The 16,512-nt window shown below is 58.5% G+C and carries 13 protein-coding genes and 2 tRNA genes; 4 read left to right on the forward strand and 11 right to left on the reverse strand.

Features of this window, described 5'->3' with window-relative positions; translation table 11 throughout:
• Positions 1–11: 11 nt before the first annotated feature.
• From QMB98_RS03745 to QMB98_RS03765, 5 genes are all read right to left on the reverse strand, one after another.
• Positions 12–1,181, reverse strand: a complete 1,170-nt coding sequence (locus tag QMB98_RS03745; RefSeq protein ID WP_371684316.1) for an ABC transporter permease — start codon at positions 1,179–1,181, stop codon at positions 12–14.
• On the reverse strand, positions 1,181–2,575 hold the full coding sequence (locus QMB98_RS03750) for a glycine betaine/L-proline ABC transporter ATP-binding protein (RefSeq protein WP_371684317.1): 1,395 nt from the start codon (positions 2,573–2,575) through the stop codon (positions 1,181–1,183). Before QMB98_RS03750 ends, QMB98_RS03745 begins: the two co-directional genes overlap by 1 nt.
• A 1,147-nt stretch (positions 2,576–3,722) precedes the next feature.
• A tRNA-Arg gene (locus QMB98_RS03755) sits at positions 3,723–3,795 on the reverse strand.
• Positions 3,796–3,895: 100 nt separating this feature from the next.
• Positions 3,896–5,173 (reverse strand): peptidoglycan bridge formation glycyltransferase FemA/FemB family protein, encoded by a 1,278-nt coding sequence (locus QMB98_RS03760; protein WP_371684318.1) that lies wholly within the window; start codon positions 5,171–5,173, stop codon positions 3,896–3,898.
• Between the two features lie 120 nt (positions 5,174–5,293).
• Entirely contained in the window at positions 5,294–6,550 is a 1,257-nt protein-coding gene (locus QMB98_RS03765; RefSeq protein ID WP_371684319.1) for an ATP-grasp domain-containing protein, read from the reverse strand.
• Between the two features lie 136 nt (positions 6,551–6,686).
• Here QMB98_RS03765 and QMB98_RS03770 point away from each other — a divergent pair, with 136 nt between their 5' ends.
• Together QMB98_RS03770 and QMB98_RS03775 are read left to right on the forward strand one after the other, a co-directional pair.
• The gene (locus tag QMB98_RS03770; RefSeq protein WP_371684320.1) at positions 6,687–7,325 is read left to right on the forward strand and encodes a DsbA family protein; all 639 of its coding nucleotides are present in this window, start codon (positions 6,687–6,689) and stop codon (positions 7,323–7,325) included.
• A complete protein-coding gene (locus tag QMB98_RS03775; protein ID WP_371684321.1) occupies positions 7,322–7,501 on the forward strand; it encodes a hypothetical protein in 180 nt (59 codons plus the stop codon). The genes QMB98_RS03770 and QMB98_RS03775 overlap by 4 nt, the downstream gene beginning before the upstream one ends.
• A 223-nt stretch (positions 7,502–7,724) precedes the next feature.
• On the opposite strand, the gene QMB98_RS03780 is transcribed toward QMB98_RS03775, so the two are convergent.
• Together QMB98_RS03780 and QMB98_RS03785 are read right to left on the reverse strand one after the other, a co-directional pair.
• Positions 7,725–9,806: an ABC transporter ATP-binding protein gene (locus QMB98_RS03780; protein ID WP_371684322.1), complete on the reverse strand. Its 2,082-nt coding sequence runs from the start codon at positions 9,804–9,806 to the stop codon at positions 7,725–7,727.
• Complete coding sequence (locus QMB98_RS03785) at positions 9,803–11,560, reverse strand: ABC transporter ATP-binding protein (RefSeq protein WP_371684329.1); 1,758 nt, start codon at positions 11,558–11,560, stop codon at positions 9,803–9,805. The genes QMB98_RS03780 and QMB98_RS03785 overlap by 4 nt, the downstream gene beginning before the upstream one ends.
• 437 nt (positions 11,561–11,997) lie before the next feature.
• Here QMB98_RS03785 and QMB98_RS03790 point away from each other — a divergent pair, with 437 nt between their 5' ends.
• Both QMB98_RS03790 and QMB98_RS03795 read left to right on the forward strand, forming a co-directional pair.
• Entirely contained in the window at positions 11,998–12,576 is a 579-nt protein-coding gene (locus QMB98_RS03790; protein ID WP_371684323.1) for a hypothetical protein, read from the forward strand.
• 294 nt (positions 12,577–12,870) lie between these two features.
• On the forward strand, positions 12,871–13,425 hold the full coding sequence (locus tag QMB98_RS03795; protein ID WP_371684324.1) for a hypothetical protein: 555 nt from the start codon (positions 12,871–12,873) through the stop codon (positions 13,423–13,425).
• Positions 13,426–13,633: 208 nt separating this feature from the next.
• Here the strand turns inward: QMB98_RS03795 and QMB98_RS03800 are convergent, their stop codons facing one another.
• The 4 genes from QMB98_RS03800 to QMB98_RS03815 all read right to left on the reverse strand — a co-directional run bounded on the left by QMB98_RS03800 (position 13,634) and on the right by QMB98_RS03815 (position 16,175).
• A complete protein-coding gene (locus QMB98_RS03800) occupies positions 13,634–14,296 on the reverse strand; it encodes a VOC family protein (protein WP_371684325.1) in 663 nt (220 codons plus the stop codon).
• Positions 14,297–14,625: 329 nt separating this feature from the next.
• Positions 14,626–15,036, reverse strand: coding sequence for an SHOCT domain-containing protein (locus QMB98_RS03805; protein ID WP_371684326.1), 411 nt, complete (start codon positions 15,034–15,036; stop codon positions 14,626–14,628).
• Between the two features lie 62 nt (positions 15,037–15,098).
• A complete protein-coding gene (locus QMB98_RS03810; protein WP_371684327.1) occupies positions 15,099–15,473 on the reverse strand; it encodes a hypothetical protein in 375 nt (124 codons plus the stop codon).
• A gap of 612 nt (positions 15,474–16,085) precedes the next feature.
• Positions 16,086–16,175 (reverse strand) — tRNA-Ser (locus QMB98_RS03815).
• Positions 16,176–16,512 lie beyond the last annotated feature (337 nt).

Consider the following 16,512-nt stretch of genomic DNA (forward strand, 5'->3'; position numbering starts at 1 on the left):
GTTTATGAAAACTAGAGCTTGTCCTTGTGGCTGACGCCGAAGGACGCTGTGACGCGGTCAAGGTAGATGGCAAGCAGCACCACGGCGAGACCGGATTCGGCGCCGAGAGAGATGTTGACCGAGGTGACCGACGTGTAGACGTCGCGACCGAGACCACCCGCGCCGACCATGCCGGCGATGACGATCATCGACAGAGCCAGCATGATGACCTGGTTGATGCCACCCATGATGGTGGGGCGAGCGAGCGGAAGCTCGATCTGGCCGAGGATGCGAAGCGGGTGTGAACCGAAGGCGTGGGCTGCTTCCACGACCTCGCGGTCGACGCCACGGATGCCGAGTTCGGTGAAGCGAACGGCCGGTGCGATCGAGAACAGGATCGTTGCCACGATGCCGGGAACAACACCGATTCCGAACAGGACAACGAACGGGATCAGGTACACGAACGCGGGCATGGTCTGGAGGAAGTCAAGGATGGGTCGCACAATGGCGCTCACCCACTTGTTCTTTGCGGCCAAGATGCCGATCGGCACACCGATGACAATGGTGATGATCGAGGCGACAAGGACCAGGGCGAAGGAGGACATCGCGTTCTCCCACTGATTGACTCCGTAGATGATTGCGAAGCTGATGATCGCGAGAAGAGCCAGTTTCCAACCACTCGCGGCGAAAGCCACGACGGTCAGGAAGACAACGATTGTCCACCAGGGCAGTGCGTCGACGTCACCCTGCAGGCCTTCCTCGGCACCATGCGAGACCAGTAGCCACATGTCCATCGCGAACGCAACGGCCGCGCCGATGGCGACTGGAATGCCAATCGATTTGCCCTTCCAGGCGTAAACGCCTGCGGCGACGAGGACGAGGATGATCGCCGGAAGCCACCAGTCCCAGCCGAGGCCGCTACTATTCGTGACCCACGTGTCGAGCACGTAGGCAAGCAGGAACGTGCCTGCCGTGTAGGCACCAGCCTTCCAGCCCTTCCACAGCAGTGCCACCACGGTGAACACGACCGCGAGGGACAAGAGGTTCGGGGTGAGGAGGAAGTTGTTGAGGAAGCTGTACATCGGCTGAAGCAGGTCGTCAGCAATGAAGTTGAAGAAGCTGTTCAGGTTTGTTGTCAGCCAGTCGACTGCGTCCCTCGTCCATTCGCCAAGAGGGATCCTAAAGAGGAGACCGTCTGTCATTACTTGCCCTCCTCGGAAGCGTCGCCAGAAATGTCAGTTGTCAGTGGGGATTCGTCGGATGTTGCGCCCTGTTCGGCGACGGGATGGTCAGAGACCGGGTCGGAGGAGGGCGCGGATACGTGTTTCCCGGCTGATTGGTCTGCTGCCTCGTGCGGGCTGCGAGCAGACGAGGGGGTGGCCGCCGAAGCGGCACTCAAATCCACCGTCATGTCCTCGTCCTCGGTACCCAGTGCACGCAGCAGCGTCACGTTCGGAATCACGCCGAGGAGGCGATTGTCCTCGGACACAACCGGGATCGTTGCCTGCTCGTTAGCTGCCGGTGCGACAACCTGGTTGAGTGGCGTATCGGGACCGACACCGGGGTGCGAGGGGTGAATAAGATCGTCAATCGAGTTCAGGTGTGGGTTCTTGCGAAGTGCCGAAACGATCTCATCGGCGTAGATCGAGCCGTACAGGAATCGACCACCGTCAGTGACCCAGCCACCGACGGAGTCAACTTCCTCGAGCTTGCGCAGGATCACGTTCGGACCGTCGTTGCGGTAGAGGCGCTGGCGGGGCTTCACCATGATCGATGAGGCGGTGATGACGCGGGAGCGATCAACGTCCTGCACGAACCGTTCCACGTAGTCGCTCGACGGGTTCGTCAGAATCTCTTCTGCGGTACCGATCTGGTCGACGGAGCCGTTCCTCATGACCGCGATCCTGTTGCCAACGAACATGGCCTCGTTGAGGTCGTGGGTGATGAAGATGATGGTGCGGCGCTTCTTCTCCTGGATTTCCAGCAGAAGCTCCTGCATGTCCCGTCGGATCAGGGGATCGAGGGCGGAGAACGCCTCGTCCATGAGCAGAATCGGAGCATCAGCGGTCAGGGCGCGAGCCAGACCCACGCGCTGCTGCATGCCACCCGAAAGCTCCGACGGGTAGTTGTCTTCCCAGCCCTCTAGGCCGGTCGTCTTCAACGATTCCTTGGCGCGTTCGAGACGCTCCGCCTTGGCAACGCCAGCAATCTCCAACGGATATGCGGCGTTGTCGATGACCGTACGGTGGGGGAGAAGCGCGAAGTGCTGGAACACCATCGACATGGAAGAAGCCCGCAGTGCGCGGATCTTCTTGCTGTTCATGGCGGTGATTTCCTCATCGCCAATAAAGATCTTGCCGCCCGTGGCGGGGCCAAGGGCGTTCAGGGTGCGGAGCAGGGTGGACTTGCCGGAGCCGGATAGGCCCATGACAACGAAGATTTCTCCCGCTTCGACTTCAAAACTCACGTTATTAACGGCGACCGTGACGCCTTCGGGAAGCTCATCGCGGCTGGCTCCCTCTTGGAGCATGCGAGTGGCTTTAGAAGCTTCCCTTCCAAACACTTTGTAGACGTTCTCGCAACGGAGTCCCTTCATCTACTGTCCTTATCTATCTGCTACTAGTACTGCCGAAAAACTACGTAATTCTCAAAACACTGAAGTCGCGCAGTGAGCCCTGTCATAAAACGGCACAACTCTGCCGACTTCGACCACCTTCCACCATTAGGGACAGGCGTTCAAATAACAGATAGATAACGAAAATTTTCCTGAATCTTGACTAAACCGCGCCCTCAAGGCGTTCTGAGAGATTGGTTCAGGGGAAATCCAGATTGGAAGTGTGACCCATCTTATGCTCAATAATGCAAATTAAACGTATATATAACCAAAATATGCGAGTGGGTTGAAAAGTTTACGTCAGGCGGTAGGTCAAGTTTTGCGGAATTGAGTCCAGATTTCCGCACACCTTACAGAACCTGAAGAAACTCGTAAAGCATTATATGCAATTGTGACACAACTGTAATTGGCTGGAATGCTGACAAATAGCGCCTGCACCTTCCTTCTGTCGGGGCTACCGACGAGCGCAACCAGGTGTCCGCGCATCGCGACCATGCCCTCTCGCAGGAGGTGCCGAACGGTTCTTCGGCAGATGCTAGTGCCGGAGTCGACAGGGCGGTGGTTCAATCGTTTCTCGGGAGCACCTCTCTTCGCGAGCCGCTGTGCACTACACGTGGGAACCAACACGCTTTGTCCAACCAAATCGGCGCGCTCCACCGGGCTCAATCGAGCGTGGATCTTTGCGCGGAGTCTCAAGAAAACGTCGGACGAAAAGCAACCCGATGTGGCCAACCAAAACCCGAACGCTGGTACGAAGCAGTGTGACGATCACGTTTCCTTGGAAGAACAAGGAAAACAAGGCGTAGAACCAACGTGATATGTCCGTCCAAGTCTGTACGCCCGTGTGGCACCATTTCCATTGGGTCTCTAATAGACAAAAGCTGGGTCTTAAGACCAGCCTTTTCGTTGATGTGGCGTAGAAAAGTCGGGATCATTAGGGTGGTAGGGAAGAGACAGTCGTGGCCTAACGTGGGGACACTCCTTTTCCATTGTCTCTTTTGTCCTTTAGCTCAGTCCTTTTGTCTGCTGTCTTCGCTCGCAAAGATAGATGCCGCGAAAGGTCTGAAACGCTGCTGAAGGTGGGCGGGGAAAGGGGAAGCCCCGCACACTGTGCGGGGCTTCCTGTCTGCGCGCCCGGAGGGATTCGAACCCCCAACCTTCTGATCCGTAGTCAGATGCTCTATCCGTTGAGCTACGGGCGCATGTCGCTTGGACGTCATTTATTTTAACGCTCTTTTGGCTCCAAATGCGAGTTGCAGAAGCATGAAAGGCGTCACCCTTTGGGGGAGGGTCGCAACGAGACTAGCCGATCGCATCCAAACGATTGGCAAGCTTTGGGCGGACGGGGATGTCCCAGGTGCCGACGAGCTCCTCAACATCACCCTTGAACTGCCTCTTGAAGTGCAGCACACCGGCATCGGAGGCCTCATCGGTGAAGATACCCGTGATGCCGAAGGTGTTGTAGCGGTCAATGCCGTTCTCAGTTGCCCATTCGAGCATGGCGCGGTGGATGAGGTAGATGCCGTAGTACGACTGGTACTCGCGGTAGGAACCGGAGAGAAGGTAGACAAGCTCATTGGGGCACGCGATGTAGAAGGAGGCGGCGAGAACGATCTCGTCACCGGTCTCAGCCTGATGCTCCCGGGTTTCTTTGGCGCGGCGCTGTAGTACTCCGAGGCGGTCCTTGGCCTCGTTGCGGGCGGTGCGCTGCTTCTTTGCGAGGTTCTTGCCCTCGGTCTGAAGCGTTGCTTCCTGTTCGTCAATGCTCGCGATCTTGGCCTCGAGCTCGTTCGATTCCTTCTCGATACCCGCGAGGTAGTCGGGACAGTTGAGAACGGCAACGGGGGCGAACACCTTCTCGGGGCGGGCCTTCTTCAGCCCTCGGTAGAAGCTCATGGCCTGATCGGAGATCTCCTGCATGGCTGACCTGTCGGCGGTGTGGTGAAGAACGTCCTGGAGGATGTCGAACTCGTCCGCCTCGAGGAACTTCACCGTGACACCCGGTGTTCCCGCACGGTTGAATCCGGTGCGGACGACCTGACCCACGGACTTGTTGACCTCTGCGAAGCTCATTCCCGAGATGTTCTTCGTGTAGAAGAAGCGGGCCTGAATGTCGGCGGCGTCGTAGAACTCGCGGTTGATCCGAACCCCACCCAGCTCCACCATGGCCTTTTCGAAGGTATCTGCAACCGGGTTTGGTGCAACCGGCGTGATGTCCTCGTAGAACGTCTTGGCAAGAAGCGGATTGAAGCGGATGGAGAGAACGGTCTTGTCCTTCTTCACGAACTTGATGAGCTCCGTGAAGAAGAATTTCACGAGTTTGGTGTTTGAGAAGTCGATGGTGGGGCCGTAGGCAATGCTGATGCGTTTGAAGACCTTCTTCCACGGCTGGTAGCGCAGGAGAGCGGCCGCGATGATCTTCTCCTCACCATCAACGGTGTCGATCACTCCGACCTCAACGACATCCGTGCCCTCGGCACGGCGTTCGGCGGCATAGCCAGGAAGCTGTGGGAACAGGATTCTTTCCTGTTCGTAAGCGAACTGGCTGTAAGCGGACGTAGAAAGTCGAGTAAAACGCATGCCCCCATTATGCCTTCAGGAGGCGGAGCCGCCGCGAGGTTAGCAGGAACCTCTAAGGTGACATTCAGCGTTGGGATGTTTTGGTCATCTCAGAGTGCGCAGTGATATCTGCTTTCGTGGCTAGAAGGTGGTGTCCGACGGGGTTGGGTACGTGCGGACCAGGCTTCGTAGCTGATTGAAGTCAGCTGCGTAGCGGTAGGCGAACCGTTTGACGTTCGGATCCTTCCAGTACGAGAGCGGGTGCACAGCGGGACGCTTGAGGAGGAGCTTGATGAGGTGATTGCGGAGCTTCTTGTCTCGTACCCAGCGTCCGATTGTGATCGTGGGAACGAAGGCGTAGACGCCTTCCCTGTCGGCAACCCGCGGTTCGAGTTCCAAACCGTCGATGAAGTCGGCGACCATGGCGGCGGCAAGATTGACGCCCCCAACGGCCACGAAGTAGGAGCCGCGGCCCCAGCGGGGGTTCACGTCAAGGAGATACGGCTTGTTCGTGCGTGAATCGATCTTGATGTCGATGGAGAAGAAGCCACGCAGTCCCAGTTCAGCAATGACCTTCTCCGCCATGTCCCTCAACTCGTCGTTCTGGACGACGTGGATGATGCCGGCGTTGCCGATGAAGGACGTCTGGTGCAGGCCCAGGATCTGACGGCCCGTTGCGACTCCGGTGACGACGCCACGGGAATCGACGTAGCCGGACACAATCCAGGAATAGGTGTCGTCACCAACCACCATGTCCTGCACGAGCATGTGCCCCGCGAACCCGGCGTTCTTGATTGTCGTCAAGGTGTCGAGTGCGGAGGGGAGATCCTGTGCGGCGTAAGCCTTGCGCTGCCCGGGGAACTGAAGCTTTCCGTACTCCATGCCGCCCGCCTGCGGCTTGATCACGGCGGGGAAGGTGATGGTGGACAGAGCCGATTCCCACGTGTCGGGTTCGGTGGACAGCTCGAGATCAACAGTTGTGACGGTTGGGAACCCGAGCTTCTCACACACGTCGTGAATGACGGCCTTGTTGGATGCCTTCTCAACAATGTCGGAGGGAGCGAGAGGAATGACGTAACCGGCCCTCTCGAGACGGTCCCGGTACCTGAGCGTCAGGTCAACGTCGCGGTCCATGAAGGGCATGAGAATGGGAGTGCGATCCGTGTCGGCGATCTTCTCCAGGGTCTCGATCATGAGCTCATCGTTGAGCGTCCCGCCCTTGCCAACATAGACGGGATCGATGATGTTGGAGTTTGAGATGGAGCCGCGGGACATTCCGGAGACGGTGACGGAGGTGCACCCAAACGCTTCATGAAACATGCGAGCACACGAGTAAGTTCCAACATCGGTGCCAAGCAGGACGGGCATGAGTTCCGGTCGCAAAGCGATAGTAGCCATATTGTGAGTTTGCCACAGCTCGCGACCGGGGTGGGGGACAGGCACGTGTTCGGTTGTGCTCATAAGGAAAAACCTAGGCTGAGCTGGAATCAGACGCTTACCATGGTGGAAGTTTCAACTACCGGAAAGAGTGAGCATGGCCGACCAGATGACAATTGACCTGTGGACCGACATCGTGTGTCCCTTCTGCTACATCGGCGAGGCCCGCCTGCGCCGCGCACTTGACGCGGAGGGCATCTCCGCCGACATCCGCTACCACTCCTTCGAGCTGGACCCGACCGTGACGGAACCCGTTGATGGTGTTGAGCACCTGTCTCGCAGCAAGGGTGCCGACCTTCAGCAGATCGCGCAGATGGAGGAGCAGCTGAAGGACATGGCGGAAGGTGAGGGCCTCACGTACGACACGCACCGCCTCATGGGTCCGACCGTGCCGGTTCACCGGATCGCACAGTACGCCAACCAGGTCAGCAACGAGCTGGGACTCACCTACCTCCGTACCGTCCAGACCGCGTACTTTGAGGGCAGGCTTGACCCGTTCGACACGGAAGCCATTCTCGATGTGGTGGAGCACGTTGGTCTTGATCGCGAGGGAGCCGAAGCCGCACTCACCAACGATGCCTACCTTGATGCTGTTCGACAGGATCAGCAGATTGCACGCCAGCTTGGTGTCAACGGCGTTCCCTACATCCTTCTCGACCGGAAGCTTGCCATTCCCGGTGCGGTCAGCTTCGAGCAGTTCCAGGGAGCCCTACGCCAGGTCCAGGAGATGGCATGAGCACCGGATTCGACGGTCTCGATCTCTCCAAGCTCATCACCCTCGACGCATCCGATGTCGACGTGTGCGGACCCGATGGCTGTGGTCCGCTCGGTGATGAATCGGTCGACACGGCAGTAGTCGAACTGCCGAGTGAGAAACGTTCGACTCCGGAGCAACTCGTCCAGGAAGACTAGGCACTTCTTGCGGCGTGCTGGCACGGTCAGCCGGTTACGCCCTGAGGTCACAGTGACTTGTGCTGAGGTTGTCGTGAACCGGTCAGTGAGTCCCGTCGACAAATGAGCGAAGCTGGTCGCCCTACGAAGTGACGAGAGAAGTCAAAAGAATCGAATACGAGGAGGGCGGGCGACCACTGGTCACCCGCCCTCTCCTTATGCTTGATGCTTCAGTTCGTTGACTCTAGAAGCCCATGCCACCCGGTTCGGGGAGCTTGGGGTTCTCGAGGAGCGGAGCATCGTCAGGATCGGATCCCTGATTGAACTGGGACATGTAGAGGCGGTAGTAGGCGCCTTCCTGGCGGAGCAGGCTGGCGTGATCGCCCTGTTCGACGATGGCACCCTCCTCCATCACCAAGATGATGTCTGCCTCGCGGATCGTCGAGAGCCTGTGGGCGATGACGAAGGAGGTGCGGTCGGAGCGCAGCGCGGCCATGGCCTGCTGGACGAGAACCTCGGTGCGGGTGTCGACCGACGATGTTGCCTCATCGAGGATGAGGAGGGCCGGCTGCGCGATGAAGGCGCGTGCGATCGTGATGAGCTGGCGTTCGCCGGCCGAGATGTTCTCGCCACCGTTCTCGATAACCGTGTCGTAGCCGTCGGGGAGGGAGTGCACGAAACGGTCCACGTAGGTTGCCTTCGCTGCCTCAGTCACTTCCTCATCCGTGGCATCCAGGCGACCGTAGCGAATGTTGTCCATGATGGTGCCGCCGAACAGCACAGCGTCCTGGAGCACCATGCCGATCTTCGAGCGGAGCTCACCGCGCTCCAGAAGGGACGTATCCACGCCGTCGAGACGGATCTGGCCGGACTGGATCTCGTAGAACCTCATGATGAGATTGACAAGAGTGGTCTTGCCAGCGCCCGTGGGTCCCACAATCGCGACAACCTGACCGGGTTCCGCCGTGAGGGACAGATCAGTGATGAGGGGCTTGTCGGGGCTGTAGGAGAACGCGACGTGATCGAATTCGATCTTGCTGCGGACCGGCTCGGTGAGCGTGGCGGGCTGGGGTCCCTGGGGGTCCAGGGTTCCGGCGGTCTGCTGCTCGGTGAGATCGGGTTCCTGCTCGTCAGCGTCGAGAAGTTCGAAGATGCGCTCCGCGGAGGCAACACCGGAGATCAGCATGTTGGCCATGCCGGCGACCTGGCCGAGGGGCTGGTTGAACTCGCGGGAGTACTGGATGAAGGCGGTGACGGCGCCGAGGGTCATCTGACCGTTGGCGACACGGAGCCCACCAACAACGGCGATACCGACGTAACCGAGGTAGTTCACCCACTGCATGATCGGCATGATCATGCCGGAGTAGAACTGGGCCTTGAAGGATGCCTCGTACAGTTCCTCGTTGCGTTCGCTGAAGCGCTCACCCATTTCGTCCTGACGGCCGAAAGTCGTGACCAGGTCGTGCCCGGTGAAGGACTCCTCGATGTGGCCGTTGAGGCGGCCCGTGTGGCGCCACTGGTCCGTGAACATCCGCTGCGACTTCGTGCCGATGATGCCGATGACGATGCCGGACAGGGGCAGGGCAATGAGCGCGATGAGGGCGAGCTGCCACGACAGCGAGAACATCATGATGATGATGCCGATGATCGTGAGGACCGAGTAGATGACGGACGTGAATGCCTGCTGCATGGCGTTCTGCACGTTGTCGACATCGTTGGTGGTGCGGGACAGAATGTCGCCACGGGAGTTCTTGTCGAAGTAGGACAGGGGAAGGCGATTGACCTTCCGCTCAATGTCCTCCCTCAGGCGGAACACCATGCGCATGACAACGTCGTTGAGGATGCGGCCCTGGAGCCACATGAAGAACTGCGACACCACGTACATGCCGAGCACGATGAGGATGAGGCGGCCCAGTTCCGAGAAGTCGATGCCCGCACCCGGGGTGAAGTTCATGCCGGACAGCATGTCGACGTACTGGGTCTGACCGGCCGCAGCGAGTCCCTGAATGACCTCGTCACGCGTCAGGGTCGAGGGCATGTCGGAGGACACGAAGCCGGCGAAGATGACGTTCATGGCGTCACCCAGGATCGATGGAGCCCACACGCTGAGGACGACGGCGATGACCACCATGATGAACACGGCGGTGAGGGCTGCCTTTTCCGTGACGAAGCGACCAAGCAGTCGCATCGCGGAGGGCCAGAATGCCTTCGCCTTGCGCGGGGGAGCAACGTCTCCCCAGTCACCCATGTCAACAGAGTCCTGAAGCTCCGCGATTTCTTCCTCGGTCAGGGTGCCGGGACTCTTAGCGTTGTTATCGGCGCTCATGCGAGTTCCTCCTGGCTGATCTGAGAGTCAACGATCTGGCGGTAGGTATCGGAGGTGGCGAGAAGCTCCTCGTGTGTGCCCTGGGCGATGATCCGGCCCTCCTCGAGAACGAGAATCTGATCGGCCTCGGTAATGGTCGACACGCGCTGAGCGACGATGATAACGGTCGCTCCCTCCGTGTAGTCGTTCAGTGCGGCACGCAGGTTCGCATCCGTTGTCACGTCGAGCGCGGAGAACGAGTCATCGAAGAGATAGATGCGGGGCTTCGCGGTGAGGGCGCGTGCAATGCAGAGGCGCTGGCGCTGGCCACCCGACACGTTCGTGCCGCCCTGGGAGATCGCGGACTCGAGTCCGTGAGCCACATCGTCACCAGAACCGGTCGTCCGTTCCTTGACGAACTCGGTGGCCTGGGCGGTGTCGAGTGCCGCCCACATGTCCTCCTCGGTCGCGTTCGGTGCGCCAAAGGTCAGGTTGTCGGCAACCGTGCCTGAGAACAGGTATGGCTTCTGGGGAACGAGGCCAACGGTTTGGGTCAGGTTCTTGCGCGACTGATCCCGAACCGACACACCATCAATGAGGACGTCACCGGTGGTTGCGTCATAGAGGCGGGGAATGAGGTTGATGAGAGTGGACTTGCCGGAACCAGTCGAACCGATGATCGCGGTTGTCTTGCCGGGGCGGGCAATGAACGACACGTTGTCGATCACGGGGGACTCGGCGCCCGGGTAGGCGAACGACACGTTACGGAACTCGACCTCACCGGCCTGGTTCTCGGGAACAACAGGATTGCTGGGCTCAACGACCCTGATCTCGGTCTCCAGCACCTCACCAATGCGGCGGGCACAGATGATGGCGCGAGGGAAGATCATGAACATGAACGTGCCCATCATGACAGCCACAAGGATCTGCAGCAGGTACTGCATGAAGGCAGTCAGGGAACCAACGTCGACGAGATCCTGGTCGACGCGGTGACCACCGAACCACAGCACGGCGGCGGTGGCAAGATGAAGGATGATCGTGACGAGCGGACCCATGATGACAAACAGGCGGCCAATGCGGACGGAGATGTCGGTCAGGTGGGCGTTGGCGTCCGTGAACCTCTCGGTCTCGTGGCGCTCGCGGCGGAACGCACGAACAACGCGGATGCCCATGATCTGTTCACGCATGACACCATTGATCTTGTCGATCGCGTCCTGCATCTTCTGGAACTGCGGCATGAGGATCATCATGAGGATCGCGAGCATGACGAGCAGGATCGGAACCGAGGTCCACACGAGCCACGACAGGCCCGGATCCTCACGGATCGCCATGACAATGCCACCGATCGACATGATCGGCACCATGACAACAAAGTTCAGGGTCATGAGCAGAACCATCTGAACCTGCTGCACATCGTTCGTTGCGCGAGTAATAAGGGTCGGTGCTCCGAACTTTCCGATCTCCTCAGCAGAGAAGTCATCAACCTTGGAATACACGGCCCTGCGCAGGTCGCGGCCGACCGACATGGAGGCGCGGGCGCCGAACCACACGGCAAGGACAGCCGTGACGAGCTGGGCGAGGGCAACGGCGAGCATGATACCGCCGGTCTTCCAAATGTAATTGGTGTCGCCAGTGGCAACGCCGTGATCGATGATGTCAGCGTTCAGGCTAGGCAGATAAAGCGTTGCGAGGGTGGTCGCGGTTTGCAGAATCACCACGGCAACAACCTGCCAACGATATGGCCACAGGTAGTGCCGGATCAGCTTCCACAGCATGGGGCTCACTTCCGAAGTTGGTCAAGTCCTCGAGAATCGAAGAACGGTGCGGCCTGCGAGATGCGCTAGGCCAGCAAGATAAAGTACCACCCCGGGGTAACGGGGAGAAGAATAGGAATGCACGTCACACAGCAAGCATTCAGGTGACTCGCGATGGCCTTCACGCGAACAGGGAAGAGCCACTGGCGTGGCCGCCATCCCACACGCTACACCCAAGCCACGAACAACACGTCCCGAGAACTAAATTGGACTATCGCAGTTCATTGACGTTTTCTGTCTTGGGTCGCAAAGGACTAATCGGAACAGAACAAGCCGCCTACTACAACCGGGTACGGCGGAAGGTTAGGATTTGGGTAAGTGAGTGGGGGCAAGTAATGTCAGAAAGCTACCTGGGTTCAGAGGTTTACCTTGCGATACCTGAGCGGGGTCAGCAAGTCATGCCTCTCATGATCGGAGACCTCGCCGACGTGCGGGTCCTCGCCCGAGAACGCTTCGCGATGTTCGCACTATCCCCCGGCGGAGCCATTCACCCCATCCACGATCATCTGGATGTCGTCAAGGACTATCCCGAATGGCCCTCCCTCATGTTCCGAGGCATGTTCGTCGACCCCACGGTCATCCGCATCATCGAGGAACTACCCGACTGGTCCCTCTTCGGACCCCGCGGCAAATCCGTCGAGGACCTCATCGACCAGTACCTCTTCCTCGATGACCTGGGTAAGGACTCCTTCCACCAAGCCGAACAGGCCGGCAGGCTCGCTCTCCGTGAATACGCAGAAGACACCAGTCATGGTGTCCAGTTCATTGAAGAGATCTTTGAAGGAACCGTGTTCGGGGGCCGCTACGCGCTCGCGTGTAAAGCACTCTACTATCTCGCCAACTCCGCCAGCGTCTCGGGTCCCCTCGCTCTCGCGGCAGCCATCATCCTCCGTGACGGCCTGGGAGAAGAGGCCTACCAGCAGCTCGTCGAACCCTACCGAGAAGCCCACATTCCCTTCCTCGAGAACGTCGAATAGCTCCCGCAAGCCTTGTCGAGACTACCCACCTCCCTCATCGGGTTGAGGCATGGAGCCCGCTGTGCTGACGATACAATCAAGTCTGGTCTTTTGATCTGAAGCAAGGTGCTTGAGGGCGCTCGACGTTCCGAGTTCCCGGTGAACCCAGGGACAGCGCCCCGGATTCGGTTTTCACGTGAGTCAAAGATGAAAGGTTTCTCATTTTTGTCTCCTTTCCGCTTCATTTCCAGCCTTTTCAATAGAGGCATCAAGGAAGCCCGTAAGGGTAGGAATGAATCCGGCTGAGGAGACAGGATGTCACGCAAAATTTGGATCGCGACAGGTTCAATCGGTGTGCTCTCCATCGTTGCGGGAACGGGCATGGCGATTGGCGAGAACAATCAGCAGAACACCCCGGGACTGTACCGCGACAACACGACGAACCAGTCTGCGCAGTCGGCACGTTCAACCCAGTCGGCCACGTCCACCCCATCCGCGCAGACCACGGTCAGTGCGACCTCGACACCGTCTGCCCGCTCAACCTCGTCCGTAGTGAGCACAGTTTCGGTTGTCTCCGCGCCCTCGCCCGCACCGGCAGCGAACATTCTGCGCGCCTCAGCTCCGTCGGCGCCTTCCGCGCCGTCAGCCCCCTCGCCGGCCCCAGCTCGGGCGCAGCAACCTGCCCCGACGCAGCCTGCACCGGCTCCCGCACAGGCGAGGCCGAACCCTGCACCGGCACCGGCATCGGCTCCCGTGCCCGCTCCGGTCTACTCGGCGCCTTCCCCGGCGTCCCCGCCTTCACCGGCCTCGCCTCCGTCACCGCCGTCGGCTGACTCGGGTTGGTCGGCACCGTCGGCTGATAGCCCGTGATCCCCAGTTGGTGACGAGGTAAGTTCTGAACTCTAATCAGTAAGAGGCGCCGACAACCCCTCAGATTTAGACAAGTGTTGTGCCGAGCAGAGTGACCTGCCCGGCACAACACTTGTTTATAAGAGAGTCATTCGCTGCCGTGGTGTCGGGCCGAGATTGGGTGATTGTTCCTCACCTGCTCTTGGCCCGCACTTCGATCGTGAAGATGCTACTGCTCCATATCGCTGAGGTCGGCCTCCCACAGGCCGTAGGCGACCCCGGCGGGAGTGGCGGCATAGGTGAATCTGCCCATGTCCTCCATCTCAGTGAACTCCTCGACAACGGTGCCACCAGTCTCTTTCACGAGGGCCGCGGAGCGGTCGAGGTCGCTTGTGAGGAGCGAAACGAACCAGGTACCGCGAGTGTCCTCCGGGGTGCGGGGGAATGAGAAGCCGTAGGCGTCAGAACCGGACCCGGGAACCTGGATTGTCCAGTACTCGTCCCCGTGATTGACGACGTCGAGGCTGAAGCAGTCGGCGTAGAACTGTGCGGCTGCGGCGGGGTCTGGGCTCATGTGCTCAAACCAGAAGGGCGATCCCGGGACCATCATGATGCTGATGCCGGGGAAGGTGATGGGCTCCCACAGGCCGATCCACGCACCGAACGGGTCGATGAGCAGAGCCTGCTTGCCAAGAGTCATGACGGTGAGGATTTCTTCACCGTCGAATGTCTGCACCTCGGCACCATGCTGACGCATGCGTTCGAGAGCATCTTCAATATTGGAGACTTTCAGCCAAACATCTATGCCGTCTGGCTGGGACTCTTTAGCTGGGATTGGCCACACTCCACTGATTGGCTGTCCCGAGACGGAGGCGAGTGCGTACCCGTCCAAGTCCGGATCGCCTGGAGGTATTTCCCATCCAGCTGTTCTGCGAAAAAATTCGGTTCCGGAATCTAGGTCATTAAAGTTCACCTGCATCCAGCAGGGTGTTCCATCTGAAAATTCCATAGGACCTCCCAAGGTGAGACTCACGTTACAGCCAATGAGGTGGTGGGGATAGTGCTGAGGGGTCTTTGTGAAAAGGGAGTAGCAGGCGCCGGACGTGAGTGAATAGGTTTAGTGTCGTCGCGGACGTGTAGAGGTACCACGAGCAGGGAGAGTCCCTGCCCTCCCAACATGAGCGTCGGAAGGGCAGGGACCAATGGAACGCGTACCCAACCTCACTGGAGATTACAGCTAGACCGAGTCAACGCACCTTGTTTGAGCTGAGCATATTCCTCCTGGGTGATCGCGCCGCTGTCGAGCAACTGCTTGGCCTGTGCAATTTCACCAGCCGTTCCGCCCGCAACGGAGCGAATGTAATCGTCAGTGGCCGTCTTTGAATCAACCAGATGCTTCTCGGCCCGGGCACTCATTCCATTTCCGCGAACTATGAGGTAGACGAGGATCGTAATAAAGGGCAGGAATACCAGGAAGACAAGCCACAGAGCCTTGTATAAGCCCTTCAACTCTCGATCGCGGAAGAGGTCGCCAATGATCGCGATTAATGCCATGAGATAGGCGACAAAGACAAAGACAGTAAAGAGCCACCAGACGGTATCCCACAACGAGGACCAAGATGTTATTCGCATGATTAAACCTTCTGATTAAGGCATGCCGAAATGCGGCAACGGAGAGAGTGATAGAAGATGAATTAGGCGTCGCGCTCTTTTAGCGCGACGAGTGGGATGAGCCAAGCTCCGAACATCGTGACAACCCAGACGATTAACGTGGCGAGCACCCATGTCAGCGCACCTGAGATTGTCAGCCCGTCAGAAACTATCGAGGCAATCAGGAGCGCGAAGAACGTCGACAGGAGTCCCACACCACCGAGGAGTGCGGATGCGTGACGGTTCGCCATCATAAAAATAAACGGAGTCAGAATGCTCTGTGCTACTGCAAAAACGACGATCGCGGTGATCATGCCGGATGCTGTGAGTTGAAAATTCTCCAGGACGAGAGCGGCAACAAGAAGGCCGAGAGCGGCAGTGGCGAGGAAGATTGCCACGCGAATGAGGAATCGAGACATAACCCAAACTTTCTGTATGGGGAACTCCGGCTCGGAAGACACTCCAGCTCTAAAACTCTCATTTACAAGTAATAGTTCGTTCTGACTGTCGAGGATCAGAAGTCGCGAGTTCGCATGACTTGAGGGGTGCGGTAGACCGCGGGATCAGCGACTGTGGAACGCTGCTAAAGGTGATGGCGCATGTTTCCAACGACGAGTGCGAGGCACCAACGTTCGAGCAGAAAAGGTCAAGAGTTTCAAGCAACTCACTCTGTATCCTTCAGAATAGCCGAAAAAGTGAGCAATCTCGCCTCCCATTTTCAGACAACAGATATGTGCTGGATAGTCGTGAGAATGCGTCGTCACTGCGGGAGTGTTCCATTGGGAAGCGATGCGGTCGTATTTGCGGGCTATTGCTGTTCCTTCACGAAATAGGCGGCTATCAGTAGTTCGTTCGTGACCCGAAAACTCCTTGATGCTCTCGAGGCAACCGTGCGCTCTAGCGGCCCATCACACGCTCTACGACACATGACTAGCCGAGCGGACCTGCCGCATAGATGGCTCGTCAACACAGATCCCGGCTTTCGCCCGGCGGAACAAACCCCTCCCGAAAACATCGGGAGGGGCCATATGCGGAGACGGAGGGATTTGAACCCTCGAGGGGCTTAGCACCCCTACCTCCTTAGCAGGGAGGCGCACTCGACCTGACTATGCGACGTCTCCAAGTGCTTAAAGCTAACGCCACCTAGATTACAGGGCAATGAACACTATTGCTAATGAGCTCGCGATGAACCCGCACTCATGAAAGCCGGTTAAACCGTTGGGAAACGGGACCCTATAGGGCAGTTTGCTGGTGTCGGATTAAGGACTCTTTGGCGAAACTTGAGCATCAAACCAAGGAAAACTGTTTAGAGTGCGAAGGTGCGTTCCGAGCTTCGCACCGTCATTTCCAATCAAACAAGCACGCAAATGTGGTGAAAAACATAGCTCTAGACAAGGGTTATGTGAAGTGTCCCAGGTTTTGTTCCGTTTGAGTAGATGGGAAAATCTGGAATATGCC

The sequence above is a fragment of the Flaviflexus sp. genome, from assembly GCF_041440645.1.
GTDB lineage: Bacteria > Actinomycetota > Actinomycetes > Actinomycetales > Actinomycetaceae > Flaviflexus.

What these genes read in the sequence shown, in the direction of transcription:
- QMB98_RS03745 (WP_371684316.1), bottom strand. Translation starts at nt 1,181, where the DNA reads ATGACAGACGGTCTCCTCTTTAGGATCCCTCTTGGCGAATGGACGAGG.
- QMB98_RS03750 (WP_371684317.1), bottom strand. Translation starts at nt 2,575, where the DNA reads ATGAAGGGACTCCGTTGCGAGAACGTCTACAAAGTGTTTGGAAGGGAA.
- QMB98_RS03760 (WP_371684318.1), bottom strand. Translation starts at nt 5,173, where the DNA reads ATGCGTTTTACTCGACTTTCTACGTCCGCTTACAGCCAGTTCGCTTAC.
- QMB98_RS03765 (WP_371684319.1), bottom strand. Translation starts at nt 6,550, where the DNA reads ATGGCTACTATCGCTTTGCGACCGGAACTCATGCCCGTCCTGCTTGGC.
- QMB98_RS03770 (WP_371684320.1), top strand. Translation starts at nt 6,687, where the DNA reads ATGGCCGACCAGATGACAATTGACCTGTGGACCGACATCGTGTGTCCC.
- QMB98_RS03775 (WP_371684321.1), top strand. Translation starts at nt 7,322, where the DNA reads ATGAGCACCGGATTCGACGGTCTCGATCTCTCCAAGCTCATCACCCTC.
- QMB98_RS03780 (WP_371684322.1), bottom strand. Translation starts at nt 9,806, where the DNA reads ATGAGCGCCGATAACAACGCTAAGAGTCCCGGCACCCTGACCGAGGAA.
- QMB98_RS03785 (WP_371684329.1), bottom strand. Translation starts at nt 11,560, where the DNA reads ATGCTGTGGAAGCTGATCCGGCACTACCTGTGGCCATATCGTTGGCAG.
- QMB98_RS03790 (WP_371684323.1), top strand. Translation starts at nt 11,998, where the DNA reads ATGCCTCTCATGATCGGAGACCTCGCCGACGTGCGGGTCCTCGCCCGA.
- QMB98_RS03795 (WP_371684324.1), top strand. Translation starts at nt 12,871, where the DNA reads ATGTCACGCAAAATTTGGATCGCGACAGGTTCAATCGGTGTGCTCTCC.
- QMB98_RS03805 (WP_371684326.1), bottom strand. Translation starts at nt 15,036, where the DNA reads ATGCGAATAACATCTTGGTCCTCGTTGTGGGATACCGTCTGGTGGCTC.
- QMB98_RS03810 (WP_371684327.1), bottom strand. Translation starts at nt 15,473, where the DNA reads ATGTCTCGATTCCTCATTCGCGTGGCAATCTTCCTCGCCACTGCCGCT.